Source organism: Rhizobium viscosum, from assembly GCF_014873945.1.
GTDB classification, from domain to species: Bacteria; Pseudomonadota; Alphaproteobacteria; order Rhizobiales; family Rhizobiaceae; genus Rhizobium; species Rhizobium viscosum.
In genome coordinates, this window is sequence record NZ_JADBEC010000002.1 from 100,481 (window position 1) to 116,954 (window position 16,474).

General features: G+C 56.4%; 17 protein-coding genes. 7 read left to right on the top strand and 10 right to left on the bottom strand.

Annotated features, from left to right (window positions below; all coding sequences use genetic code 11):
- Positions 1-24 precede the first annotated feature (24 nt).
- Together minD and minE are read left to right on the top strand one after the other, a co-directional pair.
- The gene (minD, locus tag H4W29_RS21505; RefSeq protein ID WP_112545272.1) at positions 25-840 is read left to right on the top strand and encodes a septum site-determining protein MinD; all 816 of its coding nucleotides are present in this window, start codon (positions 25-27) and stop codon (positions 838-840) included.
- Positions 837-1,094 carry a cell division topological specificity factor MinE gene (gene minE / locus H4W29_RS21510; protein ID WP_192730910.1) on the top strand — a complete coding sequence of 86 codons (258 nt, stop codon included), beginning with the start codon at positions 837-839 and terminating at the stop codon, positions 1,092-1,094. The genes minD and minE overlap by 4 nt, the downstream gene beginning before the upstream one ends.
- A gap of 79 nt (positions 1,095-1,173) precedes the next feature.
- On the opposite strand, the gene H4W29_RS21515 is transcribed toward minE, so the two are convergent.
- The 6 genes from H4W29_RS21515 to H4W29_RS21540 form a co-directional block, all read right to left on the bottom strand.
- Positions 1,174-2,061 carry a MurR/RpiR family transcriptional regulator gene (locus H4W29_RS21515; protein WP_192730911.1) on the bottom strand — a complete coding sequence of 296 codons (888 nt, stop codon included), beginning with the start codon at positions 2,059-2,061 and terminating at the stop codon, positions 1,174-1,176.
- 51 nt (positions 2,062-2,112) lie between these two features.
- Positions 2,113-3,153: an ABC transporter ATP-binding protein gene (locus H4W29_RS21520; RefSeq protein WP_192730912.1), complete on the bottom strand. Its 1,041-nt coding sequence runs from the start codon at positions 3,151-3,153 to the stop codon at positions 2,113-2,115.
- Positions 3,150-3,899, bottom strand: a complete 750-nt coding sequence (locus H4W29_RS21525; protein WP_192730913.1) for a glycerophosphodiester phosphodiesterase family protein — start codon at positions 3,897-3,899, stop codon at positions 3,150-3,152. The genes H4W29_RS21520 and H4W29_RS21525 overlap by 4 nt, the downstream gene beginning before the upstream one ends.
- Before the next feature lie 23 nt (positions 3,900-3,922).
- Positions 3,923-4,732 (bottom strand): carbohydrate ABC transporter permease, encoded by an 810-nt coding sequence (locus H4W29_RS21530; RefSeq protein WP_192730914.1) that lies wholly within the window; start codon positions 4,730-4,732, stop codon positions 3,923-3,925.
- Positions 4,722-5,591 carry a carbohydrate ABC transporter permease gene (locus H4W29_RS21535; RefSeq protein WP_192730915.1) on the bottom strand — a complete coding sequence of 290 codons (870 nt, stop codon included), beginning with the start codon at positions 5,589-5,591 and terminating at the stop codon, positions 4,722-4,724. Before H4W29_RS21535 ends, H4W29_RS21530 begins: the two co-directional genes overlap by 11 nt.
- A gap of 63 nt (positions 5,592-5,654) precedes the next feature.
- Positions 5,655-6,914, bottom strand: coding sequence for an ABC transporter substrate-binding protein (locus tag H4W29_RS21540; protein ID WP_192730916.1), 1,260 nt, complete (start codon positions 6,912-6,914; stop codon positions 5,655-5,657).
- A gap of 316 nt (positions 6,915-7,230) precedes the next feature.
- Here H4W29_RS21540 and H4W29_RS21545 point away from each other — a divergent pair, with 316 nt between their 5' ends.
- The 3 genes from H4W29_RS21545 to H4W29_RS21555 all read left to right on the top strand — a co-directional run bounded on the left by H4W29_RS21545 (position 7,231) and on the right by H4W29_RS21555 (position 10,397).
- The gene (locus tag H4W29_RS21545; protein ID WP_192730917.1) at positions 7,231-8,295 is read left to right on the top strand and encodes an acyltransferase family protein; all 1,065 of its coding nucleotides are present in this window, start codon (positions 7,231-7,233) and stop codon (positions 8,293-8,295) included.
- Between the two features lie 351 nt (positions 8,296-8,646).
- A complete protein-coding gene (locus H4W29_RS21550) occupies positions 8,647-9,768 on the top strand; it encodes an acyltransferase family protein (RefSeq protein WP_192730918.1) in 1,122 nt (373 codons plus the stop codon).
- Complete coding sequence (locus tag H4W29_RS21555) at positions 9,768-10,397, top strand: SGNH/GDSL hydrolase family protein (protein WP_192730919.1); 630 nt, start codon at positions 9,768-9,770, stop codon at positions 10,395-10,397. Before H4W29_RS21550 ends, H4W29_RS21555 begins: the two co-directional genes overlap by 1 nt.
- A gap of 70 nt (positions 10,398-10,467) precedes the next feature.
- Here H4W29_RS21555 and H4W29_RS21560 read toward each other — a convergent pair whose 3' ends face one another.
- From H4W29_RS21560 to H4W29_RS21570, 3 genes are read right to left on the bottom strand one after another with little or no spacing between them, the layout of a single operon-like run.
- A complete protein-coding gene (locus tag H4W29_RS21560) occupies positions 10,468-11,019 on the bottom strand; it encodes a serine O-acetyltransferase (RefSeq protein ID WP_192730920.1) in 552 nt (183 codons plus the stop codon).
- Positions 11,020-11,038: 19 nt separating this feature from the next.
- Positions 11,039-12,475 carry an oligosaccharide flippase family protein gene (locus H4W29_RS21565; protein WP_192730921.1) on the bottom strand — a complete coding sequence of 479 codons (1,437 nt, stop codon included), beginning with the start codon at positions 12,473-12,475 and terminating at the stop codon, positions 11,039-11,041.
- A 48-nt stretch (positions 12,476-12,523) separates the two neighbouring features.
- The gene (locus H4W29_RS21570; RefSeq protein ID WP_192730922.1) at positions 12,524-13,531 is read right to left on the bottom strand and encodes a glycosyltransferase family 2 protein; all 1,008 of its coding nucleotides are present in this window, start codon (positions 13,529-13,531) and stop codon (positions 12,524-12,526) included.
- A gap of 17 nt (positions 13,532-13,548) precedes the next feature.
- Here H4W29_RS21570 and H4W29_RS21575 point away from each other — a divergent pair, with 17 nt between their 5' ends.
- The gene (locus H4W29_RS21575; RefSeq protein WP_192730923.1) at positions 13,549-14,715 is read left to right on the top strand and encodes an alginate lyase family protein; all 1,167 of its coding nucleotides are present in this window, start codon (positions 13,549-13,551) and stop codon (positions 14,713-14,715) included.
- 8 nt (positions 14,716-14,723) lie between these two features.
- Here H4W29_RS21575 and H4W29_RS21580 read toward each other — a convergent pair whose 3' ends face one another.
- Complete coding sequence (locus tag H4W29_RS21580) at positions 14,724-15,218, bottom strand: acyltransferase (protein ID WP_192730924.1); 495 nt, start codon at positions 15,216-15,218, stop codon at positions 14,724-14,726.
- A 440-nt stretch (positions 15,219-15,658) separates the two neighbouring features.
- On the opposite strand from H4W29_RS21580, the gene H4W29_RS21585 reads away from it, so the two are divergent.
- A complete protein-coding gene (locus H4W29_RS21585; protein ID WP_192730925.1) occupies positions 15,659-16,402 on the top strand; it encodes an endonuclease/exonuclease/phosphatase family protein in 744 nt (247 codons plus the stop codon).
- Positions 16,403-16,474: the final 72 nt, after the last annotated feature.

The window sequence follows — 16,474 nt, forward strand, 5'->3', positions numbered from 1 at the left end:
GAATGGTTCAAACAGGAGAGGGATATGGGAAAGGTCATTGTTGTAACCTCGGGTAAGGGTGGCGTTGGCAAGACAACCTCGACTGCAGCGTTGGGGGCCGCGCTGGCGCAAAGAAACGAGAAGGTCGTGGTCGTCGATTTCGACGTTGGTCTTCGCAACCTCGATCTCGTCATGGGCGCCGAGCGCAGGGTCGTCTATGACATGATCAATGTCATTCAGGGCGACGCCAAGCTGACCCAGGCGCTGATCCGTGACAAGCGCCTCGAAACGCTTTTCCTGCTGCCGGCATCCCAGACCCGCGACAAGGACTGCCTTACCGAAGAAGGCGTCGAGCGCGTCATCACCGAGCTTAAGAAGCATTTCGACTGGGTCATCTGCGACAGCCCGGCCGGTATCGAACGTGGTGCAACGCTTGCTATGCGGCACGCCGATATCGCTGTTATCGTCACCAATCCGGAAGTTTCCTCGGTACGCGATTCCGATCGCATCATCGGTCTTCTGGATGCCAAGACGGAAAAGGCGGAGCGCGGCGAGCGCATCGAAAAGCATCTGCTTCTCACCCGCTACGATGTCACCCGTGCCGAACGCGGCGATATGCTGAAAGTGGATGACGTGCTCGAGATCCTGTCGATCCCGCTGCTCGGTATCATCCCGGAAAGCATGGATGTGTTGCGTGCGTCCAACCTTGGCGCTCCGGTGACGCTTGCAGATCAGAGCAGTGCCCCGGCCAAGGCCTATTTCGAAGCGGTCCGCCGCCTTAATGGTGAGGTTCTTCCGGTTTCGATCCCTGGCGAGAAGCGTGGTCTGTTTGGCAAGATCTTCGGACGGAGGGCAGCATGAGCGTATTCGATTTCTTTCAGAAAAAGAAAACTGCGCCGGTCGCACGTGAGCGTCTGCAACTGCTTCTGGCACATGAACGCATTTCTCCCGGATCGGACCTCGTTTCGATCCTCCGAGAGGAGATCCTTGCTGTCATCGCCAAGCATGTCGAAATCGAAGGCGATCGCCTGCAGATCAGGATCGATCGCGGCGAGAACGTCTCGATCCTCGAAATCGACGTCGAGATCCCCGCCAAGGCCGCCCGGGCGGCTTGAGGTTCGAGCTTATTTATCCGGGAGACCGAAATGTCTCCCGGGACAGTCCCACGTCTCTCACGGTGGCGGATTTCTGGCCTTACAGGATCACCGGTGAGAGACCGCAGTCCGCGCGGAAAGCCTTGAAGGTACCAAGCGCCCGCAGCGAACGGCCGTCATCGATAGCGGCCAGGTCGAGAATGACGGCGTTGGCGATCGTCATGGGAACGACAAGCGATTGGGACTCGCCGGCTTCGCCGCGGGAAACCGAGATCTGCCGGTCGGGTGCAGGATCGATGCGGGCGCTAAGCAGATCAGTCAGCGCCAGGACCTTGGCGCCTCTTTCTGCGGCGATCTTTCGGATCTGGTGGATGAGCGGCGAGGCTTTGCGGAAGGCGAGCAGCCAGACCACGTCGCCAGGTCCCAAAGTCGCCAGCGCTTCGGCGATCAGATGCATCTGGCTGGCGAGATCGACTGCCGGATAGCCCGAGCGATTGAGCCTCAGCGCGATGAGCGAGGCTAAGGCGGCAGAATGACCACGCCCGAAGACGAAGACCCGCCGGCAATCGCGCAGCACTTCCGAAAAACCTCTGATATCGGCGTCGGAGACGGCGTTGCGCACCTGCTGGAGGGCAGCAATCTCGCTATCGAGAACGGAGGAAAGCACACCGCCGTCTTCCGCCCGAACGAGACGGGCGGCCATGCGGGCGACCGGGCTTTCAAAATCGCCGCCGCCTTCGATGAGGTTCGCCTGCAGAAAGGTCCGGAATTCCGGATAGCCTTTAAAGCCAAGGCGGCGTGCCAGCCGCACCGCCGAGGCCGGGTGCACTCCGGCGCGGAAGGAGACCGCCCTGCCGTTTTCCATCGCCGCGCGGATAGGATCCTGCATCATCACGTCGAGAAGGCGCGTATCGGCCTCGGTGAGCTTCGTCGAGTTGCGGCTGATAAGATCGCCGAGAAGTTGCGGAATCTCGCTTTGTCTTTCCATTGCATCACTTCTTGCGGTTTTCCAAACCGGAACGATCAGCGGCGCCTAAATTCAACGATCTCCGGCTGAAAGATCGACGCGGCTCCCGCTCTGGTTATCGAAAAACACGGCCTGGTCAAGGTCGCACATGACCCAGAAGTTGTCGGCATGGCGCGGTACATCCTTACGCGGGCTGGTGAGCGTGATGCGTCCGGCCGGGCTGTCGCAATGCAGGATGATATCAGACCCTGTCATCTCCGACAGCATGAGCCGGACGGGCAGGGCAGGCTCCGCAGGTTCTTCGGCGCGGATCGCCATGGATTCGGGTCTTAATCCGGCCGTCAGTCCCAGCCGGCCCTGCCAGCCGGGAAGATGTTCGACAGGCAGGAAATTCATTGCGGGAACACCCAGGAAGCCGGCGACAAAGCGGTTCTGTGGCTGGTCATAGATCACTTCGGGTGTGTCGAATTGTAGGAGATCGCCGTCCTTCATCACCGCAATCCTGTCGGCCAGTGAAAGCGCCTCGGTCTGGTCATGCGTGACATAGACGATGGTTGCGCCAAGCTGGCGATGCAGTTCCTTGATTTCGGTGCGCATCGCGACCCGCAGCGCGTTGTCGAGGTTCGACAGCGGTTCGTCCATCAGGAAGATCGAACTGTTGCGCGCCATGGCCCGGCCCATTGCTACACGCTGACGCTGGCCGCCGGAAAGGGCACCCGGCTTGCGATCGAGATAGGCTTCGAGCTGCAACGTCTTTGCCACATCTTGAGCCCGCGCATTGCGCTCGGCTTTCGGCATGCCGCGCAGTTCCAAGCCGAAGGCAATATTCTCGCGCACAGTCATGTGCGGATAGAGCGCATAGTTCTGGAAGATCATGGCGATGTCGCGATCTTGTGGGGCGAGATCATTCGCACGCCGGCCGCCGATTTCGATATCGCCCTCTTCGCAGCGTTCCAGCCCGGCAATGAGGCGCAGCAGGGTGGACTTGCCGCAACCCGACGGGCCGACGATGACGACGAACTCGCCTGACTTGATATCCATGGAGACGCCGTGCAGAACTTGAGGGCCGCCGACGTAGGATTTTCTGATATCGCGCACGACGATGCCGCTCATTGGGCAGTCTCCGCTTCGAAGCGATTGCGGATGGCGATGGCAAGGCTTGGGCGATCTGTCGTGAAGACTTTTACACCAAGTGCCAGCACCTTTTCGATCTGCCTGGCGGAGTGGGCCGCCCAGCAACCAAAATCGAGCCCCGCGGCTTCAACTTCAGCCATCAATGTCGTATCGGCAGTGTCCACGTGGACACCGATTTCCGGGATATTATGGGCCTTCGCGACGTCGATAACGGCCGCTGCCCCGAGCTGACGCAGCACTGGCGGGCTGACGAGCCAGAGTTTCGGCCGGCTGGTTGCCGCTGAAAGCGCATCCTGCGATTCCACCAGAAAGGAGGAGAAAATCGTCCTTTCGAGCATACCGTGGCGGGCGAGGGTCTCTACGACATGCGGTACGAAATTCTCATAAGGGCGACCATCGACCCCCGGCTTGATCTCGCAGCGGAAGTCAACCGCGCTGTCGGCATAGATGGCGCAGAGTTCGGCAAGCGAGATCGGATGTCCGCCGGCGCCGTAGTTGATGACGGCGGCGCGGACCTCCGCCTCGCTCATCGCTGCGATCACGCCGCTGCGGTCCGTCGTGCCGTCAAGGGTAGCATCGTGATGAACCATGATCGCGCCGTCGGCTGTCGGATGGACGTCGAATTCAACCTCTTCCAGCGCCATTCTTGCCGTTGCGGCAAAACCGTGTGTCGTGCTGTCGCCGAATTCCAGAGTGCCGCCGCGATGCGAAGCGATGCGTGCCATTCTATGCTTGTCCTTGTTCATGATTATTTGATCGCGCCGAGCGTGATGCCGCGCACGAGATGGCGCTCGACCAGCAGGAAGCCGAGCAGCACGGGCAGCATGCTGAGGGTGCAGGCCGCCATGACGAGTGGCCAATCGACCAGACCTTCGCCGGGATTGATGCGATAAAGGCGAGCGAGACCGATCTGCAGCGTGTAGAGGTCTTCCTTGCCGACGGCGACGAGCGGCCAGATGTAGTTGTTCCATTCGGTGATGAAGATGTAGAGGCCCATCGAAAAGATGGCGGGTTTTGCAATCGGCACGATGACCCGCCACAGCACCTGCAACGGCGTTGCGCCGTCCATATAGGCGGCCTCGTCCAGCGCTTTCGGGATGCCCTTGATATATTGGCGCAGGAAGAAGGCGGCAAAGCCATTCGAGATCGCCGGCAGGATGAGCCCGGCATAGGTATCGAGCAAGCCGGCCTTGGCGAGTGTCAGATAGTTCGGGATCAGGCTGATGTGGCTCGGGATCATCAGCGTGGCGACGGTTGCGCCAAAGAGCAGGTTGCCGCCGCGGAACTGATAGCGCGCGAAGGCGAAGGCGGCCATGGTTGCGACCGTAATTCCGAGCAGCGTCACCAGCCCCGACACGATGATGCTGTTCAAGAGATAGCGGGCGAAATTGTATTCGGCGACGGCGCGGACATAGTTGTCGAGGGTGAACTCGTACTGGCCAGTGTAATAGGACTGCGCTGTCTCGAAGGACATCCAGATCGAGTAGAGCACAGGCGACAGGAAGATCAGGCCGGCAACAAGCGCGAGCCCGGTCACCAGACGATTCTTAAGCTTCATAGTGGACCCTCCGGCCGATGACGAAGGATTTGATCAGCGCGAGCACGATCAGGAAGATGAAGAGCAGGACGGCGAGCGCCGATCCCCTGCCGATATCGAAAAGGGTAAAACCCACACGATAGAGCAGATTAACGAGCATATCAGTCGCACCTGCCGGGCCGCCGCGGGTCATGATGTTGACGATGGTAAAGACCTGGAAGGCTTCAATCACCGAAATCACCAGCAGGAAATAAGTGGTCGGCATGACCAAGGGCACGGTCACGCGCCGGAATACATGGAAGCGCCTGCCACCATCTACGGCGGCGGCATCATAAAGTTCCTGCGGCACCGCCTGCAGGCCGGCAATATAGATGACGATATCGTAACCGAGCTGCTTCCACGTATTGACTGTTATCAGCACCCAGAGCGCAAGCTGCGGATCCTGCAGCCATTGCACCTTGGCGAGGCCGAGTGAGGTCAGCGCCGCATTGACCATGCCGTAATCGGTGGCGAAGACCCAGGAGAAGACAACGGCGATCGAAACTGTCGAGGTTACAGAAGGGAGAAACAGCGCACCGCGCAGGAGTCGTGAGGGCAAGGTTTCGCGCACGAGATAGCTTGCAACGGCAAGCGCCAGCGCCAGCCGGATCGGCACCGAAAACAGCGCGAAGATCGCGGTTACCTGCAAGGAGTTCCAGAAGTCGCGGGAGTTCAAAAGCAGGCGGTAATTCTCCAAGCCGACGAAAGGCATTGTCGGCGACAGGAAGTCCCAGTGCCGGAAGCTGAGGTTCACGCTGGTGATGACGGGAATATAGGTGAAGACCGTGATGAAGATCATCAGCGGTGCGACGAGAAGATAAGGTGTGAGTTTGCGCAGCATGGGACCGGAACAGTTGAGACGGCGGGCCGTTCAAGGCCCGCCGTATTGGATCGAGGGAGGGGCTTAGTTGCTGGAACGCTTGGCTTCGTCGCGCGTCTGCGCGGCGAAATCCTTCATCGTGTCAGTGACGTCGCGCTGGCCGAGCGCCATGGCTTCCCACATCTTGTATTCGGTCGCGCGCATCCAGGTGACGACGGGCGGACGGGCGCGGCCATGGGCGAATTCGAGCTGCTTGATGGCGACGTCGATGCCCTGCTTCTTGGCAAGCGCTTCGATGGCAGCCGGCTGGGCGGCACTCTTCTTGTTGATCGGCAGGTAGCCGGTTGCGGCAAACCAGATGGAATTGGCTTCCGGCGAGGCGGCATAGCTGATGAACTTATAAGCGGCGTCCTGAACATCCTTCGAAGAGGTTGAGAGGATACCGATACCGGCGCCGCCGATTGGAACCGAGCAGACCTTATTGCAGGGCATCGGACGCACTTCCAGCTTGTCGCCGAGTGCCTTCTTGGCGCCGCCGTAATCGCCCGTCGAATTCAGGGAGATGCCGACCTTGCCGGCGAAGAAAGCGTCGCGGCCAACATCTTCATCGGTGACGCCATCCGGGGAGGCGACCTTCTGGTCATGCACGAGTGAGGCCATCCACTGATAGGCTTCGATCGTATTGGGCGAGTCGAGCAGGATATCGTTGGTCTTGGAATCGATGAGCTCGCTGTCATTGGACATGACGAGACCCCAGCGCGCAAACTGGCCAGGGGCTGCAATGCCGGTGATGCCTTCCGAACCGAGCTTCTCGGTGATTGTCTTCGAAACGGCAAGAATATCTGCGAAAGTCTTCAGCGGCGGCTCCGTCGTGAAGCCGGCGCGCGCCAGGATGTCCTTGTTGTAATAGAGGACCGGCGTCGAGGAGTTGAACGGCACGATGTAGTTCTTGCCGTTATAGACGCCGACCTCACGCGCATAGTCGTAAAGGTCGTCCTTCAGCGGGTCTGCGTTGAAATAGGGCGTAAGGTCGGTCAGGGCGCCGCGGTCGGCAAAGAGGCCGTAGCGGGTGACTTCCATGATGACGGCATCCGGCGCACGTTTGGCGGGAATGGCGGCCTGCAGCTTGGCGACGATATCATTGTAATCGCCCACAAACTCGCCCTCGATATGAATACCGGGATTGGCGGCTTCAAAGTTGGTAATGATCTTGTTGAGCGCCTCGCCGGACGATTTGCTGAAGCTGTGCCAGAACTTTACGGTCGTATCGGCATGCGCCGAGCCGACCATGGACATCAGAGCGACAAGGCTGACGACAGCCGTATTCTGCAATTTGTCTGACATAATTTTCTCCTCTGCAAAAAAAATTGCAATCCGTTTTGGCGACGATTAGCGCGCAGACGAGACAGTTTCTTGAAGGCTGTGTGAAGTTTTGGTGACCGAGGGCCCGCCCGCTCATAAAGCGTGAGCGGGGGATGGATATCCGCCTAGCCATTCTGGCGCGTGGAAGAGCCTTCCTGTGGAAAAAGGTCGCACTGCAGCGGCCGCTGTTCTCGGCCGGCTTTGTGTGCACTGCGGTAGATTATGCTTCCAAGGTCACCGGCGACATGATATCCCGCTGTCTGCCCGTCTTTCATCTTCAAGTGCAAACAGAGATCATATGCCCCAGCAAGAAGACACGGCGAATGCGTCGCAGATGAATGCAACCCAGCAGCCTGCGGCCAGACCGCAGCGGAAATGGCTGGCGGATATCGAGCGTCTCAAAGGATTGGCCATCATCCTTGTCGTCTGGGGACATACCTACGACGCCGCTTTCCCTATATGGGCGATTGATCTGCGGCAGGCGATCTATGCTTTCCACATGCCGCTCTTCATGTTCCTGAGCGGCTATGTCTTCGTCTATGTCGGTGCTCACAAGCTGAAGGGTTCGCTGGCGACCTATACGGCGAAACGCGCAAAGCGGCTGCTTATTCCGTTCTTCATCATGGCGGCGATCGTCATTTTCGCAAAGTTCTCTGCAGGACAGTTCGTCTCGGTCGACAAGCCCGTCAACGACCTGCTGCTCTCGGTTCAGCACGTCTTTATCCACACCGAGCAGAGCCCGTCGATGTTCGTATGGTACCTGATCGTCCTCTTCTATTTCTCGATCGGTACGACGTTTCTCTTTTCGCGCATGAATGTGAGCCTGAACATTCTGTTTGCTGCTTCGATCATCATGTTCGGCCTGCATGTGTTTATGTTCTACAACGATGCGATATTGGACTACGTCTACATCAATCGCATCTTCATGTTTTATGCCTTCTTCATGGCAGGCTGCGTTGCCTGCCTACATAAGGACGTCTGGGAGTCTTTCGTCGAGCGGTATTTCATTCCAGCCGTCGCCGTCTTCCTCGTCCTTCTCTACATCTCGTTCAATTCCGAATGGCGTTACTTCCTCGTTGGTATGACGTCTCTCGTCGTATTTCACGGACTGATCCGATCGCGGCTTTTCAACCAGAGCCGGTTCCTGGAATTCATCGGCCAGAACGCTTTTGCCATTTATCTGCTGAATACGATTTTCGTCGGTGGAGTGAAGGCTGTTTTCGGACGGTTCTTCTCGGTCAGCGATCAGGCGCTTCTTCTCCTCGTTGGCGCGACCATTGCAGGCGTTGTAGGGCCGATCATCGTCAAATATGTGATCAGTCGTATCGGTTCGTTGCGACCGATCGCAGCCGCCATGGAGTGAGAAGAAGACGTGCGATCACACTTGCGCTCGACCGGCTCAGTTGATGTGCTCTCGCTTGAGATCCAGGCTTAGCAACTGTTCTTCTCAAAGGAAGCGGAGGGCCTGCGGGCGGGATGTCAGGTGTGATTGGCTGAATTCGGGCCTAAGGGTGAAATAATGTTGGGCGGGGTTTTCGGTTGCTACTCTTGGCTCGATTGAATAGAAAACGCGCGAGCGTTCCATCGCTCGTCCTTCGCAAAAGGGCTCCGGAACCGCATGCTGCTGGGAACGCGCTGAAGTTGGCACCGTAACTCAGCAACGGAGCATTAGGTTCATTTTTCCAATTCCTATAAACGCGCGCAAGGAACGAATATGCACGAAATCTATCAAAGGGTATTTGGTGCTGCCAAGGCCATTAGAGGTCTCGATGGCCTACGGGCAATATGCGTTCTCTTTGTGCTCACTGACCACGCCGGATTAACCAAAGCTCAGGAAACGGGCACGCTTGCGGTCTGGGTATTCTTTGCCTTGAGCGGTTTTCTTATCGTGCCGATCCTCTTCAAAGCGCGGCAGCGGGTCGAAGCGGGCACATCCGATGGTCCGACCGAGATCGTTCTGTTTATGCGCAATAGAGCTTTGCGAATATTCCCGATCTACTATCTGACACTTGCGCTGATATTCCTGTCGACTGTGACCTTGGTTTCGGGCGACAATGTCAATAAATTCTACGGCAGTGTCGGTTGGATTCTGACCTATACGACGAATGTCTACATCGGCTTCGTCAGGCATGACTGGCTGGGACCACTATCTCACCTGTGGACCCTTTCCGTAGAGCAGCAATTCTACGTGTTTTTCCCGCTTCTGTTCATCTGGCTGCCATCGCGGTTCTGGCGCTCCGGTATGTTGGTTTCTCTGCTTGTGCTGCTTGTGGTTTCCTGCTGGTGGGTATTCGACGACGAACTCGAATTTCGCGTGAATTCGTTGTCGGGTTTTTATGCCATTGCGGTAGGCGGGCTTTTTGGGCTGGCCGCCAGACGGCTTGGCTCGATTGACCTTCGATTTTCCGGATTGCTGATCACCGCTCTCGGGACCGTCCTGGTTCTGCAGCACCTCTATTTCATCCTGAACGGCCATCCGAACGCCGCTTTGATCATAGCGCCGCTTCTGTCCGGATTGCTGATCATGCTCTTAACGGTTTGCCAGAATTCGACTGCCACTCGATTTCTTGAGATTCCGTTGATCCGTGGTGTCGGCGTTGTAAGCTACGGCTTTTATCTATTTCACAATCTCTTGCTCGGTCCGTCCGGGCGCCTCGTCGCATTGCTGACGGGAATGCGGGAGGGAACGATTTTCCTGATCATGCAGATAGCGACAGCCTTCGTCCTCACGATGATCGTATCTATCATTTCCTTTATCTTCTTCGAGGAAAGGCTCATGCAATTGAAAAAGCGCCGCGCGCCATCTGCGGTCGTAGCCGCCGGTTCCAATGGCTGATGAGATTTTCTGCAGGTCTCCTTGTTATCTTTCTTTTGTCGGTTGCTGATGTGACGGCTGCGCCTCTGAAGATTGTGACGTTTGGAACGTCGCTGACTGCGCGGGGGGGCTGGCAGGCAAGCCTTGAAGAAGGTCTTGAGCGGTGCCTTCGTCGTGCGGTTGACATTGCCATCGTGGCAAAGAGCGGAGCGACGACGGAGTGGGGATTATCTTCAGTAGAACGTGTAATCACCGAAAAGCCTGACATCGTGCTTGTTGAGTTCTACGCGAATGATGCCGCGCTGAATCGCTGGATGAGCGTCAGCCGCAGCCGCGGGAATTTCTCGACCATTCTTGAAAGGCTGAAGACCGGGCTACCCGATGCACGGATCTACATGATGGTAATGAATCCGATGTCGGGTTTAAGGGGTGCGATCAGACCCTTTCTGAGCAGTTATATTTCGGCTCATCGCAGCGTCGCGGCCGAACGGAGCGTTGCAATCATCGATCACAGCAACGGTTGGCTGATGTTGCCGGCGGAGGAATTATCGACGGCCATACCGGATGGGGCTCATCCTGTTGCTTCGACTGCGGCCAAGGTTATGGTGCCGACGATTATAAAGGCGATAGCCGGAACATGTGCTGAGTGAATCCGCTCCGCCGACAGACAAACGCGCACGAACCGGTTAGGTAGTTCCCCCATGGATTGGTAATTGCAGCCTACCTGTCCTGGTGTTCAATTGCGGTTGGAGTCTTGGCCGTATCTGGTGTCTTTCGATACTTAATTGCGGCGGGTACGCCGACTGCGATTGCTCCTGCCGGAACGTCTCTAACGACAACCGCGTTCGCGCCGATGACAGCTCCTTCGCCAATGATGACAGGGCCGAGAATTTTTGCGCCGGCACCCACGTCCACGCCATTGCCCAGGATCGGCACTTCATTCGGCTTATCTGCCGATTTATTGCCGATCGTCACCCCTTGCCGAAGGCGAACATCGTCACCGATCCGTACTTCGGAATGAATGATGATTGAGCCGAAATGCTCGATGACGCATCGAGAACCAATCTTCGCATTTGCTCCTATGTAGATTCCGAAAAACACTTCAGAAAATTTTATGAGGAAAAAATGCACGATCTTTAGCGGTATGCGTATTGGCGCAAATTTGATAGAACGGACAGTGCTTCCATATCTGTGGAAAGCAAGTGCCCAAAAACCCTGTGCAATCAAGGCTCTCTTGTGGCTTCGATAATCTTGGGCAATTTCTCTAAACATGACGCGCTCTCCTCGGAAATTACGCTTGTTTCCAGGCTCTAATTTTTCTTGCCTTATTCAGCCAACTACGCAGCGCGTCTCGATCAAGCACCCCAATAGCTGCGACATAAACCATCACGAAGAGGGGTGCCAGGATTACCGCCCGCAGCAGTGCGGGCGAGGCGGGCATCGCATAGGCTCTTACCAAATAAACCACGGCCAGGCCGGCGAAGGATGCCAGGAAAAACGAGCCACACTTACCGAACATCGTCTTCAGTGAAACGTGGGTTTTTCGCGATCCGTAAAGAATACCTATCGATATGACGACGATGTGGCAGCAGACGTAAACTGTGACAAGCGTAAACACGGTGCTGTGCTGAAGCACCGTCAGCATGATCGCAATGAGCACTGCCGCGCAAACCTGCATGCGCAAAACGATACGTGGCAGGCCCCATGCGTTGAGCATGACCTCATTGCTATAACCGATCGACTGGGCAGCGCCCAGTATGGCGGCCGGGAACATAATGAGCTCTGAATCGATCCCGTTACTGCCAAAGCAAATTCGGGCAATTTCCGGAGAAAGCGCCGCAATGGAGATAAAAGCGGGAGCGGAAATCATCGAAAGCGAGCGTAAGCTTGAATAGAACGCTTCCTTCATTTGCGGAGGATTATCAACCAGACGCGATAAGTGAGGAAGGTTGACGTCCACCATCACGGCCGTCAGCATCTGCGCTACCACAGCTGGAACGCGCGAGCCCATGATGTAGAGGGCAAGCGCCGCCGGCCCGAAGAAGATCGGAATAACGATCTCGATCATTCGCAGGGAAGCATAATTCAGAACCCGCGACCCAAAGACGCCGAAGGCAAAATGTAGAATATGACCGATTCCGGTGAACTGGGGAGATGCTGGCCGCAAGACCACAGGGTACCACAGGAAGACGACGTTTATCACCGTCGTTGCCAGCAGCTGGCCAACCATGCTGTAGACGCCGAACCCCAGGAACGCCATTGCCAGCCCAGTCAGCGCACCGATGACGGTTGATGCCAAAGAGCGAAAGGCGAGGCGTTTGAATTGAAATTCCTTGCGTAGCAAGGCCTGCGGGACATAGCCGAAGCTGTTCAGGATCAGCGACAGCCCCACGAGCTGCAACACCGGTTCAATGCCGGTAACGCCAAGAATATCGCCGATTTCGGTCGAGAAAACTGTCAGCAGGACATAAATGGCGAGGGCAAGGACGAAGTTCAGGATCAGAATGCTCGTGGCAATTCCGCGTGTGACGTCCTGCGTGCGGACGATAGCATCACCAAAACCGTTATCGGCAAATAATTCGGTAAGCGACACAAGCGCATACGCGGCCGCAAACATGCCGATTTCGGTCTTGTCGAGAATACGTGCCAGCACGAAAAATGTGATAATCGTGCCGAAGCGTGGTCCCCAGTTGCGGACAGCCGACCATATAACCGAACTGCGATTCATCGGCGCCTCGTTTTGCCAGCGAACGGAGACGAAAGCCTTCCCCTGCGACTATGCATTCCGCACCGCAGCAATATAGCCTGACAACGTCAGCTTGCCGCTCGCGACCAAGGACGCCCCGACAAGAAGTTTGCGTACAAACGCGATGATGCCGGGGATGCTTCGCGTCTTGTGGGCCGCAATGGCGTAAAGCGTGCCAGGGAAATATTTGGGCTTAAGGCTCGAATCGTGATCACGATGTCCGACGAGCGGAGCGTCGGTGAAAAGAGTGCTACGGGCAAGGTAGAAAGCGCGAATTGCGTAATCCGTGTCCTCGCCGCCGTTCAGACGCGCGCCGACCCCCAGTGCCTCGTCGAATGTCTGCAGTTCGGGCAGCAATCTCCCACGGAAGAAGAACGTGTTCGACGACGCTCGCGATATCACTTTCTGCAAAGCAGGTTTTTCCGTTGTCAATGCGCTCTTTGTCTCCGGGGTCGAGCTATAGCGGCAGAACCAGAAATCAATCTCCGGCTTATCGCGAAAGAGACCGGCGACCAGGGTCAGAAATTTCTCGGGATACCAGCAATCGTCATCGGGGAAGGCATATATGCCGTCGGCAGTGACGACGCCAGCTTTCACGACCTCTCGCATAAGCAGGTTGCGGGCCGCCGAGAGCGAAATCTGATGATTGATTCGCCGTGTGCTGATCCAGTCCGGAAATTCGGGATCGACGGCATCATCAGGAACATTCTGCAGAAGAAGATATAGATGGACGTCTATCGATGGATCTTCGACCTTGGCACGCGCAATCGAGTCAACCATCCTCTGGAGGTGCTCGGAGCGGCCTTGCCTCAGATTGCTTGTCGAGAAAAGCGTAATTTTCGGCATGACTACTCTATTGTTCGGGAACATGTCAGTGGAGCTGCGAGCCCTCAGCGAGCGGCTCGGCTGGCGAGCCCCATCTTGCGGTGCAACATAGACATTGAGATCTGGGTTGAAAAGTAGAAAATAACCCATACAGCTTAACTTCGCTGCAAACACACGTTTATGGATATTGCGACAACCGGCAGTTTCGATCACCGGAGTTGGAGAGTGATATGTCGATGGTTTCGCGGAAAGCTGGACCTTTTAATTTCACAGTTTCGTGGTTCTTTTCTGGCCTTCTCTTATTCGCAACGCCCGCGGCTGCCGAGCCGCCGCTCCGATACCTGTTCGAGAGCGTGCCCGCCAATACGCAGGAGGACGGTTCTGCCAAAGGAGCCCGACCGTTCGTCTGCTCAGTTCCAGTTGCTCCACTGGTCGATATGAGCAAGCTATTTGGTTTTTATAAACCAAGTCAGACCCAGTCAGAGGTCGACCCGGCTGCCATGAAGGCCTACGTGAAGCGTCTATGGCCGACAGGTGCCGTCACGAAAAAAATGCTGGAAATGATGGAGGCGGCGCTCGACATGCCTGGACAAGGCAGGAATGCCGCCAACTGCATCATCCGGCAGATGCGCGTCTGGGCTAGTGCAGATGCTTTGCTTGGCAGTGTCGAGGACAATGATCCGCTCGGGCATCGTCAGGCGGTTCTCGTCGGAGGCTGGACCAGCATTTCCTTCTCCAACGCTTATGCAGTGGCTGAAGAAGTCTCACCACCGGCCAGCTCTGCTGATGTTCCAATCAAAGCCTGGTTCGCCAAGCTTTCGGATATGATCGTAGCGGAATTCACGCCCGCCCCCCGTGAGCGCAAATATGCGTGGCTCGACGGCAACAGCAATCATCGATACTGGGCTGCTGCTGCCGTTGGTCTGATGGCGGTACATTTACAGGATCGCAAGCGGTTCAACTGGTCGATGGATATATTGAAGTCGGCGCTAGACGAGGTCCCGGAGGACGGCGGGTTGCCGCGTGAGCTTGCCCGCGGCGGACGCGCGCTGAAATATCAGAATTTTGCCATGGACGCGATTGCGATCCTCGTGCGGCTCGCCGATGCCAATGATATTGCGCTCGATGCCGATCAGGAGAAGAAGCTGCAATCGGCCGCCGGATTCGCTGCCACCATGTATCTCCACCCCGAGCAACTGGAGACGCGAACAGGATATCGCCAGGAAGTCGAGCCAGGGATGGTTACGTGGATCGATGTCCTGTTACCACATTTCAAGCATCGCGATCCGGAACTCGCCGAAAAGCTCGACGCTATAGCGAAGCCCTTGCGGCCGATGACCAATACGTTCATCGCCCTGCCTTCGACGCGTCTGATCGGGGACGAGGACACGAAGTAAGGCTGGCGTTATGCCTTCCGCACGATCGTGCCACTCTTTTTTTGATCTGCCGCTCTTTGGGCTTCAGGGATGTCAGCAAAAAGGAAGCGACCATACGGCCCGACTTCGATATTTTCGCGAATGACGGTTGCCGGATTGCCGGCTGCAATGCAGCGCGACGGAATGTTCTTGGTTACGACGCTGCCGGAGCCGATGACGCAATCGTCGCCAATCTCGACACCGGGCAGAATGATGCTCCTGGCCCCGATGAAGCAGTGCTTGCCGATCTTTGTGTTACGATAGACGCCGCGTGTTCTATCATGAGTCAGGATGGCAACGTCGAACGCGACATACGACTTCTCGCCCACATGGATGCCCTTGGGATATGTCTTGTCCAGGCGAACGCTCAACGAGAACGTAGCCGTCGGATGGATGTTCATCCCCCAGACCTTCGTGTAGTAATGGTACTTAGCTTTTACCAGAAGGGATCTCAGCCAGAGAAATTTGTTCAAGCTGCGTGCCATTAAACACCCTCTCCTTGTTGCGCGAACGTTTCAGTTCATCGGTGCCGAACGCGGGGCCTATAAAGCATGGACGACAGGTTAGTGGAAGCCGCTTTGTGTGCGGTGCAAGAAAAACCATTGGATTTTTGCTGCCATTTCGCATGATGCTAACGGCAATTTCTGCAAGCGCCTTGCTGCCGACAGAACGGGCGCTCTTATCGTCCTACCTGACCTCCTTCTATTTGAAGCATTTTCCGCATCGCAGGATTCAATGAATGAGACATATCGTCTTTTGCGTCGCATGCACCGTGGTTTCAATCGTACTGTTCATCGTTTGCCTTCGGTATGTGTACGATACGTGGCCTCTGGCAATCGTCGGCGCGTTGCAGATGCAGATCTGCGCGCTATGCCTGGCGATAGTTCTTCTCTCCAGTCTCTTCGTACGGCACTGGTATGGTCTGTTGCTCGGCATCGCTTCCGTCTTGTTCGCCGCTCACGCCATGTTCATGCTCGGGACGTTTGCTCGAGCGCCGGCACCGGACGCAGTGACTGCCCTGCGCCTGCTCTCGATCAACATCTTCGATGATGCGGCGGGAGATGCCGCGCTGAAGCAAACGATCGAAGAGGCGGATGCCGATGTCCTCGTCATGACCACCACAGGCTCGCTTGTCGGTCGGCGGGATCTGATGCGTCAATCCTATCCATTTCGCGTCGGTTGCGACGATTCAAATAATTCACGCTGCTCCGTCATGCTTCTGGCGCGTCGACCGCTTTCGGATATCCGCTTTCAGCAGTTGAGTCCGGTAGGAAGCGAATTGATCGCCGCTACTCTTTCGATTGAAGGCCGGCGTGTGCGTGTTTTTGCAACCCGGCTTTCGAAGACATGGTTCGATACGTTTCACAGTTTCGAACTCTTCAACATCACTCGTATCCTGCGGGCGACGAATGAACCTGTGCTGCTTGCCGGAGATTTCAGTGCGCCCGTCATCGTCGCAGACATGCGCTGGTTCCTTGGCAACAACAGGTTGAGCAGCGTCTATCCTGAGCCGGCGACATGGCCGGCCTGGCTCGGACCTCTCGGCGTCAGCAACGATCATGTCTTTTTCAAAGCGCCGCTGTCTGTTCTGTCCGTCAACCGAACCGACAGGACTGGTCGGTCGGGGTATGTTTCCCTTATTTCTAATATTGCGATTAAATTAAAATAGCTCGCGCATAGAGAGCATTTCGCCCGGTTTAGATGTGTTTTGTGAAGATAATTCAGAAAAATCTCAGTTGAT